Origin of the sequence: uncultured Sphingomonas sp. (assembly GCF_936927845.1) — a bacterium.
GTDB lineage: Bacteria > Pseudomonadota > Alphaproteobacteria > Sphingomonadales > Sphingomonadaceae > Sphingomonas.
Genome location: NZ_CAKZHV010000057.1, coordinates 1 through 21,560, shown reverse-complemented (window position 1 = coordinate 21,560; position 21,560 = coordinate 1). Strand labels below are relative to the sequence as shown.

The window sequence follows — 21,560 nt, the reverse complement described above, 5'->3', positions numbered from 1 at the left end:
GCGAGCGGCTTAGGCGGGGGTGCAGCGCGAGGCAACTGCTGAGGCTGGCACTCACGCCGGCTCACGGCTGTCGTAGCGGCAAGCGTTGCAGGTGCGCGTCAATCGCGCCTATAGGCCCGCATCCCTTTCCCCAGGTACGAGGTTTTTGTCCGTGGCCAAAGCCCCCGCCCGCGCACCCGCGCCAAGCGAGCCACCTACGTCCAATCGCGTGCGTCCGAATGAGCCGCAACCCTATGCGGCCTCGAAGGACGAGCTGCTGAAATTCTACGAGCAGATGCTGCTCATCCGCCGGTTCGAGGAAAAGGCAGGGCAGCTCTACGGCCTCGGCCTGATCGGCGGTTTCTGCCACCTCTACATCGGTCAGGAAGCCGTCGCGGTCGGGTTGCAGTCGGCGCTGTCGGGGGATGACTCGGTCATCACCGGCTACCGCGACCACGGCCACATGCTGTTGTGCGGCATCCCGCCCAAGGACGTGATGGCGGAGCTGACCGGGCGTCAGGCCGGCATCTCGAAGGGCAAGGGCGGCTCGATGCACATGTTCAGTGTCGAGCATAAGTTCTACGGCGGGCATGGCATCGTCGGCGCGCAGGTGTCGCTCGGCACCGGTCTCGCCTTTGCGCACAAGTACCGGAACGATGGCGGCGTGGCGCTGGCCTATTTCGGCGATGGCGCGGCGAACCAGGGCCAGGTGTACGAGAGCTTCAACATGGCCGAGCTGTGGAAGCTGCCGATCATCTACGTGATCGAGAACAACCAGTATGCGATGGGCACCAGCGTCAATCGCGCCTCGGCCGAGGACCAATTGTACCGCCGCGGCGAGAGCTTCCGTATTCCCGGCCTGCAGATCGACGGCATGGACGTCCTGGCGGCACGCGGCGCGGCGGAAGAAGCGCTCGCTTGGGTGCGCGCGGGCAAGGGGCCGATCATCCTCGAGATGAAGACCTATCGCTACCGCGGTCACTCGATGTCCGACCCCGCCAAATACCGCTCGCGCGACGAAGTGCAGGCGGTGCGCGACAAGTCCGACCCGATCGAACACGTCAAGAAGCTGTTGTCCGAACAGGGCGTGGCCGAGGACGAGCTCAAGAAGATCGAGCAGGACATCCGCCGCCAGGTGAACGAGTCCGCCGACTTCGCCGAAAGCACCCCCGAGCCGGAGCCTTCCGAATTGTACACCGACGTTCTGGTGGAGAAGTACTGACATGGCGATCGACATCAAGATGCCGGCGCTGTCGCCCACGATGGAAGAGGGCACGCTGGCCAAGTGGCTGGTGAAGGAAGGCGACACGGTTAAGTCCGGCGACATCATGGCCGAGATCGAGACCGACAAGGCGACGATGGAGTTCGAGGCGGTCGACGAGGGCGTCGTCTCCAAGATCCTGGTCGCAGAGGGTACCGACAACGTGAAGGTCGGTGAGGTCATCATGCAGCTCGACGGCGAGGATGCCGGGGCTGGCGGCTCGACCGCGACGGAGCAGGCGGCGCCCGCCGATCAGGCTGCGGCAACGAAGGATGACAATCCCGCCGCCGACGCCAAGGCCGACGAGAAGAAGGCCGATACGGTCGAGGATTCGGCGCACCCGGCGCAGGAGAAGGTCGAGACCGGCGCGCGCCAGTTGTTCGCCGCTGCCGAGAACAAGGCCGAGGTGCGCGACCCCGCGATCCCCGCCGGCACCGAGATGGTGAAGATCACCGTCCGCGAGGCGCTGCGCGACGCGATGGCGGAGGAGATGCGCGCCGACGATCGCGTGTTCGTGATGGGCGAGGAAGTCGCGCAATATCAGGGCGCGTACAAGGTGACGCAGGGCCTGCTCGACGAGTTCGGCGAGCGCCGCGTGATCGACACGCCAATCACCGAATACGGCTTCGCTGGCATCGGTTCGGGCGCGGCGATGGGCGGGTTGAAGCCGATCGTCGAGTTCATGACCTTCAACTTCGCGTTGCAGGCGATCGACCACATCATCAACTCGGCCGCCAAGACCAACTACATGTCGGGCGGTCAGATGCGCTGCCCGATCGTGTTCCGTGGTCCGAACGGCGCGGCCAGCCGCGTCGGCGCGCAGCACAGCCAGAACTTCGGCCCGTGGTACGCGAGCGTGCCGGGCCTGATCGTGATCGCGCCCTACGATGCGGCGGACGCCAAGGGGCTGCTCAAGGCCGCGATCCGCACCACCGATCCGGTCGTGTTCCTGGAGAACGAGCTACTCTACGGCCGCTCGTTCGAGGTGCCGAAGCTCGACGATTGGGTGCTGCCGATCGGCAAGGCGCGGATCATGCGCGAGGGCCGCGACGTGACGATCGTCAGCTACTCGATCGGCGTCGGGCTCGCGCTCGAAGCCGCCGACAAGCTGGCCGAGGAGGGCATCGACGCGGAGGTGATCGACCTGCGCACGCTGCGCCCGCTCGACAAGCAGACGGTGCTGAAGTCGCTCTCCAAGACCAATCGCATGGTCGTGGTCGAGGAAGGCTGGCCGACCTGCTCGATCGCGTCAGAAATCAGCACGATCGCGATGGAGGAAGGCTTCGACGACCTCGACGCACCGGTGATGCGCGTGACCGACGAGGACGTGCCGCTGCCCTACGCCGCCAATCTGGAGAAGCTGGCGCTCGTGTCGGCGGACAAGGTGATCGCGGCGGTGAAGAAGGTCTGCTATCGCAAGTGACGCACAACTATCTGCGGCCGCTCACGTCGTCGTGTAGCGGTCGCAGGTATATCTGGTCGCTGCCGGGGCCGGGTTGTAGATCTGGCTGAACACGCGTTTGTCGCGCACGATGAACGATGCGTTGTAGTGCAGCAGCATGAAGCCGTCGGGGATCCAGCTCGATCCGATGACCGGCTGATAGTCGTAGTTGATCTCGACGAACATGACGCCGGAATCGGGCGGCGCGGTGACCACTGCGCCGGTGTCGCCCATGCCGGTCACCTGCTTACCGGGCGCGCTCGGCCAGGCCTGCAAACCCGAGTCCGTCGTCGCCACGCCGTAGTGCGAATCGTAATTCGTACCCTTCTTCAACCCGAGACAGCGCTGCCAGCGGACATATTGCTTGCCGTCATGCTCCTCCAAACTGGTCAGCGTGATCCGGCCATATTGCGTCAGGCCCCATCTCGTGCCCTGGAGGCGGGCGGCGGTTAGCGCATCGTTGACATCGATTTCGCGTAGCTGCGACGAATTGTCGCTCTGCATGTCGCCGACGCGCGAGGCATTGTCGGCGAGCGACAGCGCGATCTGGTTCACGCGCTCGTTCATGATCACGATGTTGGCGCATTCGGTCGCGTAGCAGCCGAGCCCGAGGACGATCGGCAGCGAATAAGCGAATTCGATCAGCGCGACGCCCGAACGGTCGCGCACCAACCGGCGGAAATGACGTCTGGCGCGGTCGAGCAGCGAGCGCCGGGCTTCCAGGGTCACGTGCATATCGACTCCGGCGGCTGAACGACCTGCGTCTTGTAGGGCTGGTTCTTCAACAAGGTTTCGCCGACGATCGTCTGCGTGTCGGGCAGGCCCAGCAGACCCGCGACCGGGAACAGGCGCGGGTAGGTGACGGTCATCGTGTATTTCGTCACGTCGTTCGCGCCGCCCTGCGACTGACGGCCGGGATCGGCGTCCCACTGCTTGTTGCCATTCACGTCGTCGAAGCATTCCCCCGGATCGCGCACGCCATTGCCGTTCTTGTCGGTGAAATTCTCCGGCTTGACCAACAGGAAGCTGGAATAGCTGCGCCGGACGGGCTCGAACTTCATGTTGGGGCCGAGGATGCTGACCATCTCGATCACCTTGGCATCGATATCGGCGGCCGAGCGCGCGTTGGTCTCGAGCCCGGAGTCGCGCCCGGCCTTGTACATCGCGCCGTCGAGGATCGACTGCGCGTAGGATTGGTACATCAGGTCGCACAAACCCATCAGCAACGTGCACATGACGGGCGTCACGATCGCGAACTCGACCACCGTCACGCCGCGGCGATCGCGCGCCAGCCGCCGGCCAAGCGCCGCGATCACTGCTCGAGCCTCAGCATGGCGACCTGCTTGGCGATCTTCTGGAACAGGCTGGCAAGGCCGCTGCCGGTGGTGGTGTAGAGTGCCTGACCGCTGTTGCTGGCGCATTGCGTCAGTTCGGGCGTCGTCCCCATGCCGACCGCCACCGTCCAGACGTCGATCTTCAGCTTCGCAGCCTGATCGCACTCGTAGAGGAAGCGGGCGTTGTGGTATTTGGTCAGGGCAGCATATTTGTCCGCAGCGGTTCCGAAATCGCCGGCGCTGACGCGTCGATCGTAATATTCCAGACCGTACTGGCTGTAGATCAGCGGGCTCGGCGCCATGTTGCCGTCGGTCAGGAAGACGATGACCTTTTTGGGCGTCGGCTGGCCGGTGCGCCCCGTGTTGTCGGCCGCGAAGATGCCGCTCGACGCGAGCAGGCGCACCCCCCAGATCATGCCGGAGTCGTGGTAGGTACCGCCGACCGGCTTGAAATCGTCGGCGTCGACGTAATTCGCAACGTCGGAGGCTGACATGACCGAGAGGCGGCGGATCGGCTTGCCGCAAGAATAATAGCCGGATTGGCGCCGTGCGTCGGATCCCAGGTTCACGCCAGGGTAAGACGATCCGTAAGGATAGGGCCTGAAATCCTCGTCATTGCTCTGCTGTGCCGCCGTCGATGCGTAGTTGTAGCGCGCCCAGGTGATCCCCGCCCAAGCGGGCCGCCACCGCGTCGCGACCGCGCCCGTAGGCACCAGCGAGGGGTCAAGGTCGTACGAGCTGGAGTTGAAGCTGGTGGTGCCCGACTGCGTCTGGCGTTCCTCGATGCACCCGTCCCAAGCAGCAGTAGCACCGTCGACTCGCGCCGGATCATCGACGTTTCCGCCCTTGAGGTACTGCGACACGTCGACCTGGTACTGGCCGTAAGTCCAGACCGGGCCCATCGTCTTGACGACGTCGGTGCAGCCGAGCGAAGCGTCCCACTCCTGTGAGGTGATGGTGGCGCGGCCGTCACTTACGCGAAAGGGATATGGGTTGCCCGGCGTCGCTGCGGGATTGCGCGTCGGGGTGCCCGCGCTCGACGTGCAGCCCTGCTGGCTCTTGTTGTTGCCCTGCGGCGTCGTGACTCGGCTGATCTCATATTCGCCCGTCACCGCGCGCGTCTCATAGTCCATCTTCTCGCCCGCGCTCGCACCGATCAGATAAGCGGGATTGACCGAGTAGATCGCCTTTCCGGCGTTGATGATCGAGGTGTAGCTGACGAAACCGTACCGGACGCGGGTATTCTTATCGATGCTGCTGTCGACGGTGGCGTAGAAGTCCTTCACCGCCTGCCGCAGGGCCTTCATGCGCGATCCGTTGCCCGCGTTGGTCTCGGGCACGCCATAGCCTTTCTGGGCGGTGTACCCAGGCATTGCGTAGGAGTCGTTCGGGCGCGTGTACTGGACCGCCGGATTGTTCTGGACGTACTGGTTGCATTGCGCCTCGGTGTCCTCGGGGCGGCACGCCATCGATCCGGTCGTATCGAGCACGAAGACGATGTCGGTGTCGGAAATGTCGTAGCGCGCCTTGCACGCGACGGTGACGGTTGTGTCGCTCGCGCTCATGATCTTGGTGATCGTCATCGGCACGACCACCGATGCGGTCCCCGACACCTGCTGGTCGCTTGTCTTGACCGGGGTGAAGGTCGGGTTGGACGTGGCGACCCAGCCGGCCTGGAAGTTGTTCTTGAAGAAATTCTGCGCCTGCGTCGTCGCATTGGGATCAAGCGTCGCGCCGTCGGCCTTCATGAACTTGCGCCCGGCGAGCACGCCGGCGTCGCACGCCTGCTGCAACCGCGATTTCACCGCGTAGAGGCGACCCATGTCGACCGCGGATCCCGCAAAGGCGGTGAGCGGGATCAACGACGCCGCCATGATGACGAGCGCATTGGCGGTGCGATCGCGCAACAGGCGCGCGAGAAAGGCGGTTTGGGCGCGCGATGGCTCCGGTGAGCGCAGGGGGGCGTTGCTGGTCACTACGTTCCGATGCGGCAGAAACGTACAATATGAGTTCAAAAACCGCGGTTAACGCGCCGTTAGGAAGGCTTGCCCGGAGCCCGGCCGACCGCCATGTGCCGAACGTGCCAGCGATCCAGATGCCCAGCCGTCCGGCGACCGTGTTCGCGTGGGGCGCAGCACGCTACCAGGATAGCGGCGTCGAGACGCTGTTCGCGCTTGATCGGCAACTCGGCGACATCGTGCGGACGACCGAACAGCCGATCATCGGGCAGATGCGGCTGACCTGGTGGTACGAAGCACTCGCCAAGCTCGACACCGAGCCTGCCCCCGCGCAACCGCTGCTCGCCGAGGTGGCGCGGCACGTGATCACCGCGGGAGTGACGGGGCGCTCGCTCGCGACGATGAGCGAGGGGTGGGAGGTGCTGCTCGACGACGAACGCGGCGATCCCGCGTCGCTGATCCAGTTCGCGCGATTGCGCGGAGGCACGCTGTTCGGCGCGCTGGGCGCGTTGCTCAACGAGGAGCAACCTGCGCTGGAGGAGGCTGGGACGCTATGGGCGCTCGCCGACCTTGCGGTAAACGTCAGCCGTCCCGGGCTGAGCGAAACGGCACGCGGGGCGGCGCTGACGCTCGCCGAGCAGGTATTTGCCCGACCCTGGTCGCGCGCGCGCGTGCTCGGTGCGCTCGCGCTCGATGCGCGTGCCGCGATGCTGGGCCGCGGCGTGGCGGATGGCCCGCGACGCGCGGCCATGGTGGCGCGATTCCGTATGATTGGGCGCTGACCGCTTTCGCCGCCGCGCGACGCTCGCTAGCCTCCGTCCACGACTTCGGGGGGAGAGCGTGGGCATGTGGCGGTATGTGGTGGGTGCAGCGGCACTGGCGCTGCTGATCGGTGCGGGGTGGTTGCTGTTGCAGGGCGATCGGCCAAGCGAGTTCGCGGCGCGCGCGGCAACGCTGACGCCCGCCATGCCGGCGGCCGTGCCCCAGGATGACGACCAGGTTCCGGTCACCTTGCCCGAAGCTCCCGAGCGGACGCGCGAGCAGAAGCGCTTCGACCGTTACGACAAGGACCGCGATGCCAAGATCACGCGCGACGAATATCTGCTCAGCCGACGAAAGGCATTCATCAAGCTCGATCTGAACCACGACGGGCAGCTGTCGTTCGATGAATGGTCCGCCAAGACCGCTAAGCGGTTCGCCGACGCGGATGCCGACCAGTCGGGCGCGCTCACCGCGGCGGAATTCGCCACCACCAAGCCGAAGCGCAAGACACGGCGACCGGCGTGCGCCTGTCCGGCGGCACCGACGCGCGACGACGATTAAGCGGCGAGCCAGCCCGCCAAGGCGGCGCGGCCGCGATCGGTATACATCCGCTTGCGATCGGCCTTTCTGGTCTTGCCCTCGATGGGGGGGAACAGGCCGAAGTTGACGTTCATCGGCTGGTAGGTTTCGGCCACGGCGTCGCCGGTGATGTGCGACAATAATGCGCCGAGAGCCGTCTCACGCGGGGGCGAGGGGAGCGCACGTCCCGCAAGCTCCGCCGCGGCGAAGCGCCCGGCGAGCAGACCGATCGCGGCGCTTTCCACATAGCCTTCGCATCCTGTGATCTGTCCGGCGAACCGGATGTTGGGGCGCGAGGACAATCGCAGCGTCGCGTCGAGCAGCTCGGGCGAGCGCAGAAAGGTGTTGCGGTGCAGGCCGCCTAATCGTGCGAACTCGGCGTGCTCGAGCCCCGGGATGGTGCGAAAGATGCGGACCTGTTCGGCGTGCTTCAGCTTGGTCTGAAAGCCGACGATGTTCCACAGCGTGCCCTGCGCATTGTCCTGCCGCAACTGCACCGCGGCATAGGGCCAGCGTCCGGTGGCGGGCACGTCGAGGCCGACGCCCTTCATGGGCCCGAACCGCAGCGTTTCCGGACCGCGCGCCGCCATCACCTCGATCGGCATGCAGCCTTCGAAATAGGGGACGTTCTCCCATTCCTTGTATTCGGTCTTCTCGCCGTCGAGCAGCGCCTGGACGAACGTGTGATACTGCTCCTTGTCGAGCGGACAGTTGATGTAGTCGGTGCCGTCACCTTTGTTCCAACGCGACTGCGCCCAGGCCACGTCCATGTCGATCGAGTCGCGGTGAACGATCGGCGCGATCGCGTCGAAGAACGCGAGCGAATCGCGACCGGTCTCCGCGGCGATGCTGTCGGATAGCGACGCCGCGGTGAGCGGGCCGGTGGCGATGATCGCCGGACCGTCCGGCAACGCGTCGACGCGCTCGCGCACGATCGTGACGTTCGGGTGCGCGTCGAGCGCGGCAGTCACCCCGGCGGAGAAACCGTCGCGGTCGACCGCGAGCGCGCTGCCGGCGGGAACACGGTGCGCGTCGCCGGTGCGCAGGATCAGCGAGCCCAATGCGCGCATTTCCTGGTGCAGCAGCCCGACCGCGTTCGACTCTGCGTCGTCGGAGCGAAAACTGTTGGAGCAGACCAGCTCGGCGAGATGATCGGTGTGGTGTGCGGGCGTGTTCTCGCCGCTGCCGCGCATCTCCGACAGGCGTACCTTGAAGCCTGCTTCGGCGAGCTGCCACGCGGCCTCGGAACCTGCGAGCCCGCCGCCGATCACGTGAATGTCATGGGTCATGGAGGGGCAGATAGCGCCTGACCCCATCACCGCAAGCGCAGCGTCAATGCGGCTGGACGTTCACCAGCGCGTCGATTGCGGCCTGCAAGATGTGCGCGGCTGCGGCCGAGTCGATCCGTTCAGCGCGTTTCGCGCGGCTCATGTCCTGCTCGATCAGCGCACGTTCGGCGGCGACGGTCGACCAGCGTTCGTCCCACAACAGGATCGGCAGGTTCATGTCGACGCAGTTGCGCGCAAAGGCACGCGCCGACTGGCTGCGCGGACTGACGCTGCCGTCGAGATTGAGCGGCAGCCCCATGACGATGCCCACGACGTGCTGCGCCTGTATAAGCCGCGCGAGCTCGGCCTTGTCAGCGGTGAACTTCGTGCGGCGGACGAGCGGCGCGGGGCTGGCGAAGCTCCAGCCCGCATCGCACAAGGCGGTGCCGATCGTCTTGGTACCGAGGTCGAGCCCCAGCAGCCGCCCACCGTCGGGCAGCGCCTCGGCGAATGCGCGCGCATCGGTCGTGATCATCGCGCTGCCATCCGGCGCGCCGCATCGGCGCGGACGTTGGCCCAGAACAGGCTGTAATCGTACACGTGGTAATTGTTGCCCGGCAGCACGTAGGGCCCGACGTCGGGGGGCCATCCGATCAGCAGCAGGCCGCGCGCGTCGCAGCGCGCGCCGACCGTGCCGCGGCGAAGCTGCGCGGTCGAGAGATCCTCGCTCGGATAAAGCGTGCCAAGATTGGCGCTTGCCGGAGCAGCGGTGAAGGGCACACCGGTGATCGGATTAGTGCACAGCATCCGCGTGCCCTTGCGCGGGCGTCCGTCGAACCCGGTCGTCCGATCGTAATTGTCGGTAATCAGCGAGGGATCGGCCGGCTCGGCGAAGCTCTGCCACGACAGGATGCAGCCGCGCTGGTCGGCGCGCGCGCAGGCGGGCAGCCCGAGCGCGGACAGGTCGGTCGCGGTCGATACCGGCCAGCCGACCACGTAAGCCGCGACGATGCGACGCGCGAGCGGCTTGCCCGCGACCCGGTCGCGCAGCAGGTGGGTCAGGTGCAACCCACCCTGGCTGTGGCCGGCGAGGATGATCGGACGGTCGGGGCCGACCTGCGCGACGAACGCGTCAAAAGCGGCAAGCACGTCGCGGTAGGCCTGATCGAGCGCGCGGTCGGCATTGGCCTGATCGGTCAGGAACGCGCCGAAGGTCGCCTGATGATAGCGCGGGGCCCAGATTTCGCCGACGGCGTTGAACGCGCTCGCCTGCCCGCGCAGGAACAATGCGGCGCGGTCGTTCGCCTCCGTGTCGTCGAGCGGCGCGTTCCAGTGCGCGCGGTTGAGGTAGGATGTCGGATGGATGAAGAACACCGCCGCGCCGCCGGGCTGTCGACGCGGCTGCTCACCCGCGGGCGTCCACAAGGCGGGGTTGTTGCGGATATCGGGCCGCGCCAGCCATAGTTTCGCGTCACGGTAGTCGGCCGGGGTCAGGCCGCGGACCGCCTTGAACTCTTCGCCCGGCACCATCGCCGCGCGCATCAGCTCGACCCCCCAGATGCGATAGCCGATGAGCCCGGCGAGCGCGAGGACGATCAACCCGGCGACGATGTAGAGAAATTTGCGAACCAACGGCGGCGTCCATCACCCTGGCACCACGGAAGCGCCGCGGCGGTCGGCGCCGCTCTGCCGCAGCCGCGTGCCCTGCGCAATCGCGCGGTTGCGCAGGGAACGCGGCTGGTGGTAGCGGCGCGGGCATGTCCGTTGACACAGCAACCGTTAAACGCGTGGCCAAGCTCGCGCGGATCGCGATTCGTGACGAGGAGGCGAGCCGCCTCGCGCCCGAACTCGGCAACATTCTCGGCTGGATCGAGCAATTGGGTGAGGTCGATACCTCGTCGGTGCAGCCGATGACCGCGGTGATCCCGAACCATCTGCGGCTGCGCGACGACGTGGTCACCGATGGCAACATCCGCGCGCAGGTGCTCGCCAACGCGCCGCAAGCCGAGCACGGCTTCTTCACGGTTCCCAAGGTGATCGAATAGTGAGCGAACTGACCGACCTAGGTATCCGCCAGATCCGCGACGGCGTGGCGGGCGGCGACTTCTCCGCGCGCGAGGTGGCGGAGGCGTTCAACGCCGCGGTCGCTGCCGCGAAGCCGCTCAACGCCTTCATCGTCGAAACGCCCGACCACGCGCTCGCCGCGGCCGACAAGGTCGACCAGGCACGCGCGGCGGGCGACACGCTGCCATCGATGGCGGGTGTGCCGATCGGGATGAAGGACCTGTTCTGCACCCGCGGGGTGCAGACGACCGCGGCGAGCCACATTCTCGAAGGCTTCAAGCCCGAATATGAGTCCACCGTTTCGCAGAAACTGTGGGACGCTGGCGCGGGCATGCTCGGCAAGCTCAACCTCGACCAGTTCGCGATGGGATCGTCGAACGAGACGAGCTATTTCGGCAACGTGATCAGCCCGTGGCGGCGCAACGACGGCGGCAATGCAGCCCTCGCGCCCGGTGGATCGTCTGGCGGCAGCGCGGCGGTCGTTGCGGGGCGGATCGCGCCGGGCGCGACGGGCACCGACACGGGCGGCTCGATCCGGCAACCGGCGGCATTCGTCGGCATCTCGGGCATCAAGCCGACCTACGGGCGCTGCTCGCGCTGGGGCACGATCGCCTTTGCCTCCTCGCTCGATCAGGCAGGGCCGATGGCGCGCGACGTGCGCGACTGCGCGATCATGCTCGAGGCGATGAGCGGGTTCGATCCCAAGGACGCGACCTCGCTCGACCTGCCCGTGCCCAAGTGGGAAGCCACGTTGAACGCCAGCATGTCCGGCAAACGCGTCGGCATCCCCCGCGAGTACCGCGTCGACAACATGCCCGAGGAGATCGAGGCGTTGTGGCACCAAGGCATCGCTTGGCTGCGCGACGCGGGTGCCGAGATCGTAGAGGTGTCGCTGCCGCACACGCGCTACGCATTGCCGGCCTATTACATCATCGCCCCGGCCGAAGCATCGTCGAACCTGGCGCGCTACGACGGCGTGCGATTCGGGCAGCGCGACCTGCCCGAGGGTGCCAACCTGCAGGACATGTACGCGGCGACGCGCGAGGCCGGGTTCGGTGACGAGGTGAAGCGCCGCATTCTGATCGGTACCTATGTGCTGTCGGCCGGCTTCTACGACGCCTATTTCACGCAAGCATCGAAGATTCGTGCGCTGATCGCGCAGGACTTTGAGCGCGCGTGCGAGCAATGCGACGTGCTGCTGACCCCGACTGCGCCGTCGGCCGCGTTCGCGCTGGGCGAGAAGAGCGCCGATCCGCTGGCGATGTACCTGAACGACGTCTTCACCGTTCCGTCATCGCTCGCGGGCCTACCGGCGATGAGCGTGCCGGGCGGGCTCGACAAGGCGGGGCTGCCACTCGGGCTGCAGGTGATCGGTCGCGCGCTCGACGAGCAGGGCGTGCTGAACGCGGCGCTCGCGATCGAAGAGCGCGCCGGCTTCGTAGCGCGGCCGGAGCGCTGGTGGTGATAGGCAGGCGCGCGGGCAAGGCTCGTGCGCCGTGTGTGGAAGCGGATTGACGACAATGGAATCGACCTATCGCATCAAGGGCGCGACCGGGGACTGGGAGGTCGTGATCGGCCTGGAGGTCCACGCGCAGGTGACGAGCAACGCCAAGCTGTTCTCGGGCGCGGCGACTGCGTTCGGGGCCGAGCCGAACAGCCAGGTCAGTCTGGTCGACGCGGCGATGCCGGGGATGCTGCCGGTGCCCAACCGCGAGTGTATTCGCCAGGCGGTGCGCACCGGGCTGGCGATCGACGCCCAGATCAACAAATGGTCGCGGTTCGACCGCAAGAATTACTTCTACGCCGATCTGCCGCAGGGTTATCAAATCAGCCAGCTCTACCATCCGCTGGTGGGCGAAGGCGCGATCGAGATTGAGGATGACGACGCGGTCAAGACGATCGGGGTCGAGCGCATCCACGTCGAGCAGGACGCGGGCAAGCTGATGCACGACCAGCATCCGACGCGCTCCTACGTCGATCTCAACCGTTCGGGCGTGGCGCTGATGGAGATCGTCAGCCGTCCCGATATGCGCTCACCCGCCGAAGCCGGGGCGTACCTGACCAAGCTGCGCTCGATCCTACGTTACGTCGGGTCGTGCGACGGCAACATGGACCAGGGATCGATGCGCGCCGATGTCAACGTCAGCGTGCGGAAACCCGGCGACGAACTCGGCACGCGCACCGAAACGAAGAACGTCAACTCGGTGCGCTTCGTGATTGCGGCGATCGAGCATGAGGCGAAGCGGCAGGTCGCGGTGCTGGAGGACGGCGGCGCAATCCAGCAGGAGACGCGGCTGTTCAACCCCGACACGGGCACGACGCGGTCGATGCGCTCGAAGGAAGATGCACACGATTATCGCTACTTCCCCGATCCCGATCTGCTGCCGCTCGAACTCGACGACGCGTTCATCGAGGAATGTCGCGCGTCGCTGCCCGAACTGCCCGATGCCAAGCGCAAGCGGTATGAGGCGCTGGGGATCAGCGCCTATGCCGCGAACGTCCTGACCGCCGAGGTCGAGAGCGCGCGCTGGTTCGATGCGCTGCTGAGCACGGGTGCGGCGCCGGTCGCGGCCGCCAATTGGGTGACCAGCGAGCTATTCGGCGCGCTCAACCGCCTTGGCAAGTCGATCGGCGAAAGCCCGGTGCAGCCGGGGCAGGCGGCGGAGCTGCTCGCGCTCGTGGCGGACGGCACGTTGTCGGGCAGTCTCGCCAAGCAGGTGTTCGAGGCGATGCTGGAGACAGGCGACGCGCCGGGCAAGATCGTCGAGGAACGCGGGCTCAAGCAGACCAGCGACACGGGCGAGATCGAGGCGGTGATTGCCGACGTGCTGGCGAAAAACCCCAAGCAGCTCGAGCAATATCGCGGTGGCAAGGAAACGCTGTTCGGCTTTTTCGTCGGTCAGACGATGAAGGCAATGGCTGGCAAAGCCAACCCGCAGGTGGTCAACGACCTGCTGAAGAAGGCGCTGGCAAACTAACTTGCGGTGGTGAACCAAGGGTCGGCCGCCATCAGCGCGACCGACCCTCGCGCGGTTACTGCTGCGTGTCGTCCTGGTTCTTCACCTCGCCGCCGGTACCGCTACTGCCGTCGAACTCGCCGGTGTCGGTGAACATCGCGGGCTCCGAGCCGCCTTCGCCACGCTCGACCGCGTCGCTGCGTGCCTCGACGGCCTGCTGGATGTCGGGGCGCTCGTCGTCGCGGTTGGGCGTCACGTCTACTGTCTTTGGATCAGTCATATCGGCCTCAGATGGTCGGGTTCGCGGGGGCGGGCGTCTCGTTCGGCGCGCCCGGGCTTGGCATGTCGATGTCGGGCCCGGGCGGCGACACCTCCGGCGGTGGTACGTCGGGCTGCGCGGGCTGGGTCGGCTGTGGCACGTCGGCGGGCAGATCGCCTGGATTGGTGGCCATGTGTTCGTCTCCTTCGCAACTCTCAACGCGGTGTGGCGCGCTTCGGTTGCCGCCACGCTTGCTCCCGCGGTTTCCACGGTATAGAGGCGCGCGACCGACGGTGTCCTGTGCGGGCGTGGCGGAACTGGTAGACGCAGCAGGTTTAGGTCCTGCCATCGCAAGATGTGGGGGTTCGAGTCCCTTCGCCCGCACCAGTCCCGCGACTTGCTCGCGGGTGCCACCATCAACGATATTCCTAGAAGCGAAGGCGTAACATGCAGACTGTGGAGACGTTGAACGAGGGGCTGAAGCGCGCCTACACCCTCACCATCCCCGCCGCCGAGATCGCGAAGAAGGTCGACGCCGAGCTGAAGCGCGTCGCCCCGCAGATCCGCATGCCCGGTTTCCGCCCCGGCAAGGTGCCCGCCAATCTGGTGCGCAAGATGCATGGCCCCGCGCTGATGCAGGAAGCGCTCAACACCTCGATCCAGGACGGCGTGCAGTCGCTGATCGCCGAAAAGCAGCTGCGTCCCGCGACCCAGCCCTCGGTCGAACTCGCCGACGGATATCAGGAAGGCAAGGACGCCGAGCTCAAGGTCGAGCTGGAAGTGCTGCCGCAGGTGCCGACGCCCGCGATCGACGCGCTGAAGCTCGAGCGGCTGACGGTGCCGGTCGCCGACGAGGCGGTCGACGCGCACCTGCAGAAGTTCGCCGACCAGCAGAAGAAGTGGGACGATGCCGGCGACAAGGCCGCCGAGCAGGGCGACCTGGTCACTGTCGATTTCGTCGGCAAGACGACCGACGGCGTGGCGTTCGAGGGCGGCACCGGCGAGGACATGGCGGTCGAGATCGGCTCAGGCCGGCTGATCCCCGGGTTCGAGGATCAGGTCGTCGGCGCGAAGGCCGGCGAGGAGCGTCAGATCAAGGTGACGTTTCCGGAGGACTATCCGGCCAAGGAGCTCGCCGGGCAGGACGCGACCTTCGACCTAACGATCAAGTCGGTGAAGATCGCGGGCGCGAGCGTGATCGACGACGAGCTCGCGACCAACCTCGGGCTCGAGAGCCTGGAGCAGCTACGCGGTCTGCTCAGGGGGCAGATCGAGCAGGAGCACAACGGGCTGACGCGCACCCACATGAAGCGCAAGCTGCTCGATCAGCTCGCAGAGGGTCACGACTTCGAAGTGCCGCCGTCGATGGTCGAGGCGGAGTTCAACCAGATCTGGTCGCAGCTCCAGCACGAAGCGACGCATGAGCCCGATCCGCAGGCGGCACTAGCCGAGATGGAAGCCGAGCGTGACGATTACCGCAAGATTGCCGAGCGGCGGGTGCGTCTGGGCCTGCTGCTGTCGGAGATTGGTCAGGCGAACGGCGTCGAGGTCAGCCAGCAAGAAATGCAGCGGCTGATCATGCAGGCCGCGCAGCAGTACCCGGCCGAGCAGCGCCAGCAGTTCGTCCAGTACGTCCAACAGGAGCCGATGGCGGCCGCCCAGCTGCGCGCGCCGCTGTATGAGGACAAGGTTGTCGACTTCCTGTTCGAGAAGGCCGAGATCACCGACCGCGAGACGACGCGTGAGGAACTGGAGGCCGCGATCGAGAGCCAGGACGGCTTTGCGACCGGCACGCACACGCACGATCACGACAATCACAAGCCCAAGCAGAAGGCGAAGAAGGAAGCGGCCGAGCCCGCGAGCGACGACGCCGCTGCCGAGGCGACCGAGGCTGAGCCGGCGAAGAGGGCCGCCAAGAAGCCGGCGGTCAAGGGCGACAACGCCGGCGTCGAGCCGATCGACGCCGACGCGGCGCCGGCCAAGAAGCCGCGTGCCAAAAAGGGTGCGCCCGTGGAAGCCGAAACGCAGGTGCTCGAAGCATCGTCCGGGGCGGCAGAGGCGGCGGAAGGCACGACCGCGGCGGACGAGCCTGCACCCGCTGCCAAGAAGCCGCGCGCGAAAAAGCCGCCCAAGACCGAAGTAGGCGAGGTCTAATGCGCGCAAGTCTGCGTTTCGCGGCAGGTCTGTAGTCGGAAGAGTAAGAATCAGTGCAGGTTTCTATCGATCCACGCGGCCGTGTGAGGCCTCGTACTGGCTTTATCGTGATAGTTGTCTGCGCCAGTCTCCTTTCACTTTGGATTCGCACAGGTGTGCCTGCGTACATAATCGCAGGTGCACGGTACGATGATCAGCTTTTCATCCGTTTGGCGCGCTTTATCCTTATCGGCCAGTGGTTGGGCCCATTTGACAATACAACGCTGGTCAAGGGAGTGGGCTACCCGATCTTTGCTGCTCTGGCGTTTGCGATGGGCGTTCCGCTTAAAATGGCAGAAACGGTCTTATACATCGCGACCTCGATCGCCGGCGCTAGCTTGGTTGTTCGTTTGTCTCGGTCTCACTTGATTGGCGCTGTGTTGTTCCTCGCGCTAGTCTTGAACCCAGTTCTTTGGGGAAATGAACTGGCCCGAGTAATACGGGAGGGAATCTACGTCAGTCTCACACTCCTTTCCGTGCTTTCCGCAGTGGTTCTGATTGTCGCTGAAGCGCGCAGTCGCGTTGCACTGCTCGGCGCAAGCGCTTGTACCGGCTCGATTTGGGCTTGGTTTTGGCTCACTCGGGAAGAGGGCATATGGCTACTACCTTCCTTGGCTGTTATCCTACTAATCGGCGTCATCAAAGTACGAGATGCTGATCGCACAAGTTACCTGGCTACAACTAAGTCGCTAGTAAAGCCGTTCGGGATTGCGTTGGGCGTCGCAGGAGTACTGGTAGGGTTAGTTGCTGCGAAAAACTAGAGGCTTACGGCAGCTTTGAGACAGTAGAGGTTAAGTCAAGGCCCTTCGAACGCGCCTACGGCGCGTTGTACCGAGTTAAACCCGATCATTACCAGCGATTAGTTGTTTTCCCGCGGGACGTCAGGATGGCGGTTTACAATGTAAGTTCTGCAGCGCGAGAACTGCGACCTGCCTTCGAGGGTGTGATTGGCGAGCAGTGGCGAGCACCAGGTTGTGAGTCAGACAAGCTTTCGCGCTGTCCGGAAATTCTAGCCGGTTGGTTTCAGTGGGCGTTGCGCGATGCCGTGGCTCATGCCGGATATTACAAGACCGCTGGAACTGCTGCGGCATTCTACACCAGATTGGCAGATGAGATCGACACCGCTTGTGCTGCGAAGAAGCTCGACTGCTTGGCATCGCGTTCTACGCTCGCGCCACCGTTCCGTAGTGACTACGTGTCCGGCTCCGTCGCGCGGGTTCCCGTGCTCATCCAGACGTATTGGCGAGATGGGTTGCACGTCGCTCCGCAAAACTATTCCGTGGAGCACGTAGGCGAGAGTGTCACTGATCCAGAAAAAGTTATGCGGGTTGCAGACTTCGTGGGCAGTGCGAAGCCAACAGCTCAGCAGGCGACATGGTCGCGTTTAGCCACTGAAAGTCGCAATCGCGCAATCGGACGTTTGGTCAGCTTGATCTCAACCATTTATGCCTGGGTGTTCCTAGTGATGCTTTTGGCTTCCCCGGTTGGTTTTTCCTTGTACGTGCGTCGAGCCAAAAGTGCCCATGAATGGGCACTCGTTGCGCTTGTCTCGGCGTGCTGGGTCGCGGTATTTAGTCGAACTGCGCTGCTTACTTATCTGGATGTCACGTCGATTCCGTCGATAAACGTCTTGTATGCCTCACCAGCATCACCGCTGCTGGCCCTAGCGGTGGTTGTCAGCGCAATGGGATTAATGCCACGGCCGAGTAAGCAGCCTCAATCGTTGTGAGAGTTAGAATGTGCCGGATCGCTATCTTGCTTCCCTGCTATAATGAGGAAGTCGCGATCGCGCAGACGATTGCGGGGTTCCGTGCGGCGCTGCCCGACGCCGCGATCTATGTTTACGACAACAACAGCCGCGACCGGACGGTCGAGGTAGCGCGAGCCGCCGGGGCGATCGTTCGGACCGAACGTATTCAGGGCAAGGGGGCGGTAGTGCGGCGGATGTTCGCCGACGTCGATGCCGATGTCTACGTCATGGCGGACGGCGACGCGACCTATGATGCGGCATCCGCACCGGCATTGGTCGGGCGATTGCTGGACGAGCAGCTTGACATGGTAGTCGGCAGTCGCGTGCACGAAGCAGTCGAGGCGTATCGCCGCGGGCATCAGTTCGGGAACGCGATGCTGACGGGTATGCTGGCGCGGCTGTTCGGCCGCAGCTTCAGCGACATTCTCTCGGGCTACCGCGTTTTCTCGCGCCGTTTCGTGAAGAGCTTTCCGGTTCTGTCGGTCGGGTTCGAGATCGAAACCGAGATAAGCGTCCACGCGCTGGAGTTGAAGATGCCCGTCGCCGAAGTGTCCACGCCGTATTTCGCGCGGCCCGAAGGCTCCGCGTCGAAGCTGTCGACGTATCGCGACGGCTGGCGCATCCTGGGCACGATCGTCACGCTCTATCGTGTCGAGCGGCCAATGTGGTTCTTCGGCGGGCTGGGTGGCTTGCTGGCGCTGCTCGCCGTAATCCTCGCCGTGCCGCTCGGGATTACCTATGCCGAGACGGGACTGGTGCCGCGGGTGCCGACCGCCATTCTGGTTACCGGTCTGGTCATCATCGCGACCTTGGCATTCTTCGCCGGGTTGATCCTCGACACGGTGGTCCGCGGGCGGCGCGAAGTGCGCCGGCTGGCCTACCTCGCGCATCCGGCACCGCTGCTTTCCTGATCCTGGCAATGCTCCCGAGCTCCACCGCCCACGTTGGGGCTTGAACAAGCCTGCACCAGCGACGATGTTGCACGTCTTCCCTTCAAGAGAGTTTTTCCATGCACAATCCGTTCGACAACGGCGATTTCGCGGGCAAGTTGGCGAGCGCCGGCGTCGGCCTTCAGTCGACCCAGGCCGGGCTGGTTCCGATCGTGATCGAGCAGTCGAACCGCGGCGAGCGTTCGTTCGACATCTTCTCGCGCCTGTTGCGCGAGCGCATCGTGTTCGTGACGGGCGGCGTCGAGGACGGCATGGCTTCGCTCATCACCGCGCAGTTGCTGTTCCTTGAGTCAGAGAACCCGAAGAAGGACATCTTCATGTACATCAACTCGCCGGGCGGCGTCGTCACGGCGGGCATGGCGATCCACGACACGATGCAGTACATCCGGCCGCGCGTCGGCACGGTATGCATCGGTCAGGCGGCGTCGATGGGCAGCTTCCTGCTGGCGTCCGGCGAGCCGGGGATGCGCGTCGCGCTCACCAACGCGCGCATCATGATTCACCAGCCCTCGGGCGGCGCGCAGGGCATGGCATCGGACATCGAGATCCAGGCCAAGGAAATCCTGCGCATCCGCAAGCGGATGAACGAGCTCTATAGCCAGTACACCGGTCAGCCGATTGAGGAGATCGAGCGTCGCATGGATCGCGACACGTTCCTCGAGGCGAATGAGGCGAAGGACTTCGGGTTGATCGACGAGGTGTTCGACAAGCGGCCTGCGCCGGCCGACGCCGTGGCGGCGGCTGCCTGAGCGCCACCGCGCTGTTACGGCATTGCCGAATGAACGCGGGGCGGGCTACGATGCCTGTCCCACCATACCGCGGGTGCGCGGGAAGGATGATTGAATGACGAAGCTCTCCGGCGGCGACTCCAAGAGCACGCTTTACTGTTCGTTCTGCGGCAAGTCGCAGCACGAGGTACGCAAGCTGATCGCCGGGCCAACGGTCTTCATCTGCGACGAATGCGTTGAACTGTGTAACGACATCATCCGTGAGGAGACGAAGTCGGCGCTCGTGTCCAAGAAGGACGGCAGCGTTCCGACGCCGCAGGAAATCTGCGACGTGCTCGACGATTATGTGATCGGGCAGAAGCAGGCCAAGCGTGTGCTCTCGGTCGCGGTGCACAACCATTACAAGCGGTTGAACCACGGCGCCAAGGGTGCCGACGTTGAGCTCGCCAAGTCGAACATCCTGCTGGTCGGTCCGACCGGATGTGGCAAGACGCTGCTGGCGCAGACGCTGGCGCGCATCCTCGACGTGCCGTTCACGATGGCCGACGCGACAACGCTGACCGAGGCGGGTTATGTCGGCGAGGACGTCGAGAACATCATCCTGAAGCTGCTCCAGGCGTCCGACTATAACGTTGAGCGTGCGCAGCGCGGCATCGTCTACATCGACGAGATCGACAAGATCAGCCGCAAGGCCGAGAACCCGTCGATCACGCGCGACGTATCGGGTGAGGGCGTGCAGCAGGCGTTGCTCAAGCTGATGGAGGGCACCACCGCGAGCGTGCCGCCGCAGGGCGGGCGCAAGCATCCGCAGCAGGAGTTCCTGCAAGTCGACACGACCAACATCCTGTTCATCTGCGGCGGTGCGTTCTCGGGCCTCGAGAAGATCATCGGCGATCGCTTGCAGGGCAAATCGATCGGCTTCGGCGCGTACGTCGCCTCTCCCGAAGAGAAGCGCACCGGCGAGATGCTGCGCCAGACCGAGCCGGAGGATCTGCTCAAGTTCGGCCTAATCCCTGAGTTCGTCGGCCGTCTGCCGGTGATCGCGACGCTTGAGGACCTCGACATCCCGGCGTTGGTCAAGATTCTGAGCGAGCCGAAGAACGCATTGGTTAAGCAGTATCAGAAGCTGTTCGAGATGGAGGACACCAAGCTCGGGTTCACCGACGATGCGCTGACCACGGTCGCCAAGAAGGCGATTGAGCGCAAGACCGGTGCACGCGGGTTGCGATCTATCCTGGAGGCGATCCTGCTCGACACGATGTTCGACTTGCCGGGAATGAACTCAATCGACGAGGTGATGATTGACAAGGACGTGGTGGAGGGCCGCAAGGAGCCGATCCGCGTCTATGCCGAGAAGCAGAAGGTGGCGGACGGCGCCGCCTAACTCCTTGCTCCGCGAAGCTTTAGGAGGGCGCTGTCGGCTTGTTCGGCGGCGCCCTTTCTCGTTGGTGCGCGTCCGGTCAGCGGAACGAAGAAGGGCGCGTGCGATTGTCTTGGCGGACAACGGGAGCATGGTTCGTGGACGACAATCGCGTGTGGAGTTTCGAGGAGAGCCTGTGGACGGCGACGCCCGAGCATTACGAGGAATCGATCGACGACGAGTGCCTGATGGTGCTGCCTGAGCCGCCGTTCGTGATGAGCCGGCAGCAGGCGATCGACGCGGTCAAGAAGACGCCGCGGTGGGACAAGGTCGAGCTGAGCGAACGGCAGGTGGCGCGGCCGCAGGAAGGACTTATCGTCGTCGCCTATCACGTCGAAGCGTCACGCGGTGACGAGCATTATGCGGCCTATTGCACATCGACCTACCGCTGGTTGTCGCACGAGAATTGGCGGGTGGTGCAGCACCAGCAGATGGTGCCGCTGAAATCCAACGGTTGATCGGGTGGGCACCTCGCTTGGACGAGGTGCCGTTTTCTATTTTCTAATCGGACGCAGGCTGGCGGCGAGGGCGACGCCGGCGACTAGTTGCGCGAGGCCGTAGAGGCGGCGTCGGGTCGGCTTCCCACCGAATGGCGAGACTAGGTAAGCGTCCGGTGACGGCGTCACCTCAAACGGGCCGGTAGTTCCACGGCAGCAG

21 protein-coding genes and 1 tRNA gene are annotated in these 21,560 nt (G+C 64.9%); 14 read left to right on the top strand and 8 right to left on the bottom strand.

The window, feature by feature from the left end; translation table 11 throughout:
- Window positions 1–151 precede the first annotated feature (151 nt).
- Both pdhA and Q0579_RS07885 read left to right on the top strand, forming a co-directional pair.
- Complete coding sequence (pdhA, locus tag Q0579_RS07890; protein ID WP_298810894.1) at window positions 152–1,201, top strand: pyruvate dehydrogenase (acetyl-transferring) E1 component subunit alpha; 1,050 nt, start codon at window positions 152–154, stop codon at window positions 1,199–1,201.
- A gap of 1 nt (window position 1,202) precedes the next feature.
- On the top strand, window positions 1,203–2,663 hold the full coding sequence (locus Q0579_RS07885) for a pyruvate dehydrogenase complex E1 component subunit beta (RefSeq protein ID WP_298810892.1): 1,461 nt from the start codon (window positions 1,203–1,205) through the stop codon (window positions 2,661–2,663).
- A 21-nt stretch (window positions 2,664–2,684) separates the two neighbouring features.
- Here Q0579_RS07885 and Q0579_RS07880 read toward each other — a convergent pair whose 3' ends face one another.
- From Q0579_RS07880 to Q0579_RS07870, 3 genes are read right to left on the bottom strand one after another with little or no spacing between them, the layout of a single operon-like run.
- Window positions 2,685–3,410 carry a histidine kinase gene (locus tag Q0579_RS07880; RefSeq protein WP_298810890.1) on the bottom strand — a complete coding sequence of 242 codons (726 nt, stop codon included), beginning with the start codon at window positions 3,408–3,410 and terminating at the stop codon, window positions 2,685–2,687.
- Window positions 3,407–3,997: a TadE/TadG family type IV pilus assembly protein gene (locus Q0579_RS07875; protein WP_298810889.1), complete on the bottom strand. Its 591-nt coding sequence runs from the start codon at window positions 3,995–3,997 to the stop codon at window positions 3,407–3,409. The genes Q0579_RS07880 and Q0579_RS07875 overlap by 4 nt, the downstream gene beginning before the upstream one ends.
- Window positions 3,994–5,991, bottom strand: coding sequence for a TadE/TadG family type IV pilus assembly protein (locus Q0579_RS07870; RefSeq protein ID WP_298810886.1), 1,998 nt, complete (start codon window positions 5,989–5,991; stop codon window positions 3,994–3,996). The genes Q0579_RS07875 and Q0579_RS07870 overlap by 4 nt, the downstream gene beginning before the upstream one ends.
- A 119-nt stretch (window positions 5,992–6,110) precedes the next feature.
- On the opposite strand from Q0579_RS07870, the gene Q0579_RS07865 reads away from it, so the two are divergent.
- Together Q0579_RS07865 and Q0579_RS07860 are read left to right on the top strand one after the other, a co-directional pair.
- The gene (locus Q0579_RS07865; RefSeq protein WP_298810883.1) at window positions 6,111–6,755 is read left to right on the top strand and encodes a squalene/phytoene synthase family protein; all 645 of its coding nucleotides are present in this window, start codon (window positions 6,111–6,113) and stop codon (window positions 6,753–6,755) included.
- Window positions 6,756–6,819: 64 nt separating this feature from the next.
- Window positions 6,820–7,296 (top strand): histidine kinase, encoded by a 477-nt coding sequence (locus Q0579_RS07860; protein WP_298810880.1) that lies wholly within the window; start codon window positions 6,820–6,822, stop codon window positions 7,294–7,296.
- Here Q0579_RS07860 and trmFO read toward each other — a convergent pair.
- Genes trmFO through Q0579_RS07845 form a run of 3 tightly spaced genes read right to left on the bottom strand, consistent with a single transcriptional unit; the run spans window position 7,293 to window position 10,214 of the window.
- Window positions 7,293–8,603: a methylenetetrahydrofolate--tRNA-(uracil(54)-C(5))-methyltransferase (FADH(2)-oxidizing) TrmFO gene (gene trmFO, locus Q0579_RS07855; protein ID WP_298810877.1), complete on the bottom strand. Its 1,311-nt coding sequence runs from the start codon at window positions 8,601–8,603 to the stop codon at window positions 7,293–7,295. The two genes, Q0579_RS07860 and trmFO, sit on opposite strands and share 4 nt — an antisense overlap.
- Window positions 8,604–8,646: 43 nt before the next feature.
- On the bottom strand, window positions 8,647–9,117 hold the full coding sequence (gene ruvX, locus Q0579_RS07850) for a Holliday junction resolvase RuvX (RefSeq protein ID WP_298810874.1): 471 nt from the start codon (window positions 9,115–9,117) through the stop codon (window positions 8,647–8,649).
- Window positions 9,114–10,214 carry a DUF3089 domain-containing protein gene (locus Q0579_RS07845; protein ID WP_298810873.1) on the bottom strand — a complete coding sequence of 367 codons (1,101 nt, stop codon included), beginning with the start codon at window positions 10,212–10,214 and terminating at the stop codon, window positions 9,114–9,116. Before Q0579_RS07845 ends, ruvX begins: the two co-directional genes overlap by 4 nt.
- Window positions 10,215–10,339: 125 nt before the next feature.
- Here Q0579_RS07845 and gatC point away from each other — a divergent pair, with 125 nt between their 5' ends.
- From gatC to gatB, 3 genes are read left to right on the top strand one after another with little or no spacing between them, the layout of a single operon-like run.
- Window positions 10,340–10,627 carry an Asp-tRNA(Asn)/Glu-tRNA(Gln) amidotransferase subunit GatC gene (gene gatC, locus Q0579_RS07840; RefSeq protein WP_298810869.1) on the top strand — a complete coding sequence of 96 codons (288 nt, stop codon included), beginning with the start codon at window positions 10,340–10,342 and terminating at the stop codon, window positions 10,625–10,627.
- Complete coding sequence (gene gatA / locus Q0579_RS07835) at window positions 10,627–12,111, top strand: Asp-tRNA(Asn)/Glu-tRNA(Gln) amidotransferase subunit GatA (RefSeq protein ID WP_298810866.1); 1,485 nt, start codon at window positions 10,627–10,629, stop codon at window positions 12,109–12,111. Before gatC ends, gatA begins: the two co-directional genes overlap by 1 nt.
- Window positions 12,112–12,166: 55 nt before the next feature.
- The gene (gene gatB / locus Q0579_RS07830; RefSeq protein WP_298810863.1) at window positions 12,167–13,624 is read left to right on the top strand and encodes an Asp-tRNA(Asn)/Glu-tRNA(Gln) amidotransferase subunit GatB; all 1,458 of its coding nucleotides are present in this window, start codon (window positions 12,167–12,169) and stop codon (window positions 13,622–13,624) included.
- Between the two features lie 55 nt (window positions 13,625–13,679).
- On the opposite strand, the gene Q0579_RS07825 is transcribed toward gatB, so the two are convergent.
- Together Q0579_RS07825 and Q0579_RS07820 are read right to left on the bottom strand one after the other, a co-directional pair.
- On the bottom strand, window positions 13,680–13,883 hold the full coding sequence (locus tag Q0579_RS07825; protein WP_298810860.1) for a hypothetical protein: 204 nt from the start codon (window positions 13,881–13,883) through the stop codon (window positions 13,680–13,682).
- A 7-nt stretch (window positions 13,884–13,890) separates the two neighbouring features.
- Window positions 13,891–14,055: a hypothetical protein gene (locus tag Q0579_RS07820; RefSeq protein WP_019516848.1), complete on the bottom strand. Its 165-nt coding sequence runs from the start codon at window positions 14,053–14,055 to the stop codon at window positions 13,891–13,893.
- A 109-nt stretch (window positions 14,056–14,164) separates the two neighbouring features.
- Here Q0579_RS07820 and Q0579_RS07815 point away from each other — a divergent pair.
- The 7 genes from Q0579_RS07815 (at window position 14,165) to Q0579_RS07785 (ending at window position 21,361) form a co-directional block, all read left to right on the top strand.
- Window positions 14,165–14,249, top strand: a tRNA-Leu gene (locus tag Q0579_RS07815).
- A gap of 60 nt (window positions 14,250–14,309) precedes the next feature.
- A complete protein-coding gene (gene tig / locus Q0579_RS07810) occupies window positions 14,310–16,016 on the top strand; it encodes a trigger factor (protein WP_298810855.1) in 1,707 nt (568 codons plus the stop codon).
- Between the two features lie 925 nt (window positions 16,017–16,941).
- Entirely contained in the window at window positions 16,942–17,784 is an 843-nt protein-coding gene (locus Q0579_RS07805) for a hypothetical protein (protein WP_298810852.1), read from the top strand.
- Window positions 17,785–17,792: 8 nt separating this feature from the next.
- Window positions 17,793–18,716, top strand: coding sequence for a glycosyltransferase family 2 protein (locus Q0579_RS07800; protein ID WP_298810850.1), 924 nt, complete (start codon window positions 17,793–17,795; stop codon window positions 18,714–18,716).
- 98 nt (window positions 18,717–18,814) lie between these two features.
- Window positions 18,815–19,504, top strand: coding sequence for an ATP-dependent Clp protease proteolytic subunit (locus Q0579_RS07795; RefSeq protein WP_298810849.1), 690 nt, complete (start codon window positions 18,815–18,817; stop codon window positions 19,502–19,504).
- A 94-nt stretch (window positions 19,505–19,598) separates the two neighbouring features.
- Window positions 19,599–20,867 (top strand): ATP-dependent Clp protease ATP-binding subunit ClpX, encoded by a 1,269-nt coding sequence (gene clpX / locus Q0579_RS07790; protein WP_174192402.1) that lies wholly within the window; start codon window positions 19,599–19,601, stop codon window positions 20,865–20,867.
- A gap of 134 nt (window positions 20,868–21,001) precedes the next feature.
- Window positions 21,002–21,361: a DUF4440 domain-containing protein gene (locus Q0579_RS07785; protein WP_298810847.1), complete on the top strand. Its 360-nt coding sequence runs from the start codon at window positions 21,002–21,004 to the stop codon at window positions 21,359–21,361.
- The last annotated feature ends 199 nt before the right edge of the window (window positions 21,362–21,560 follow it).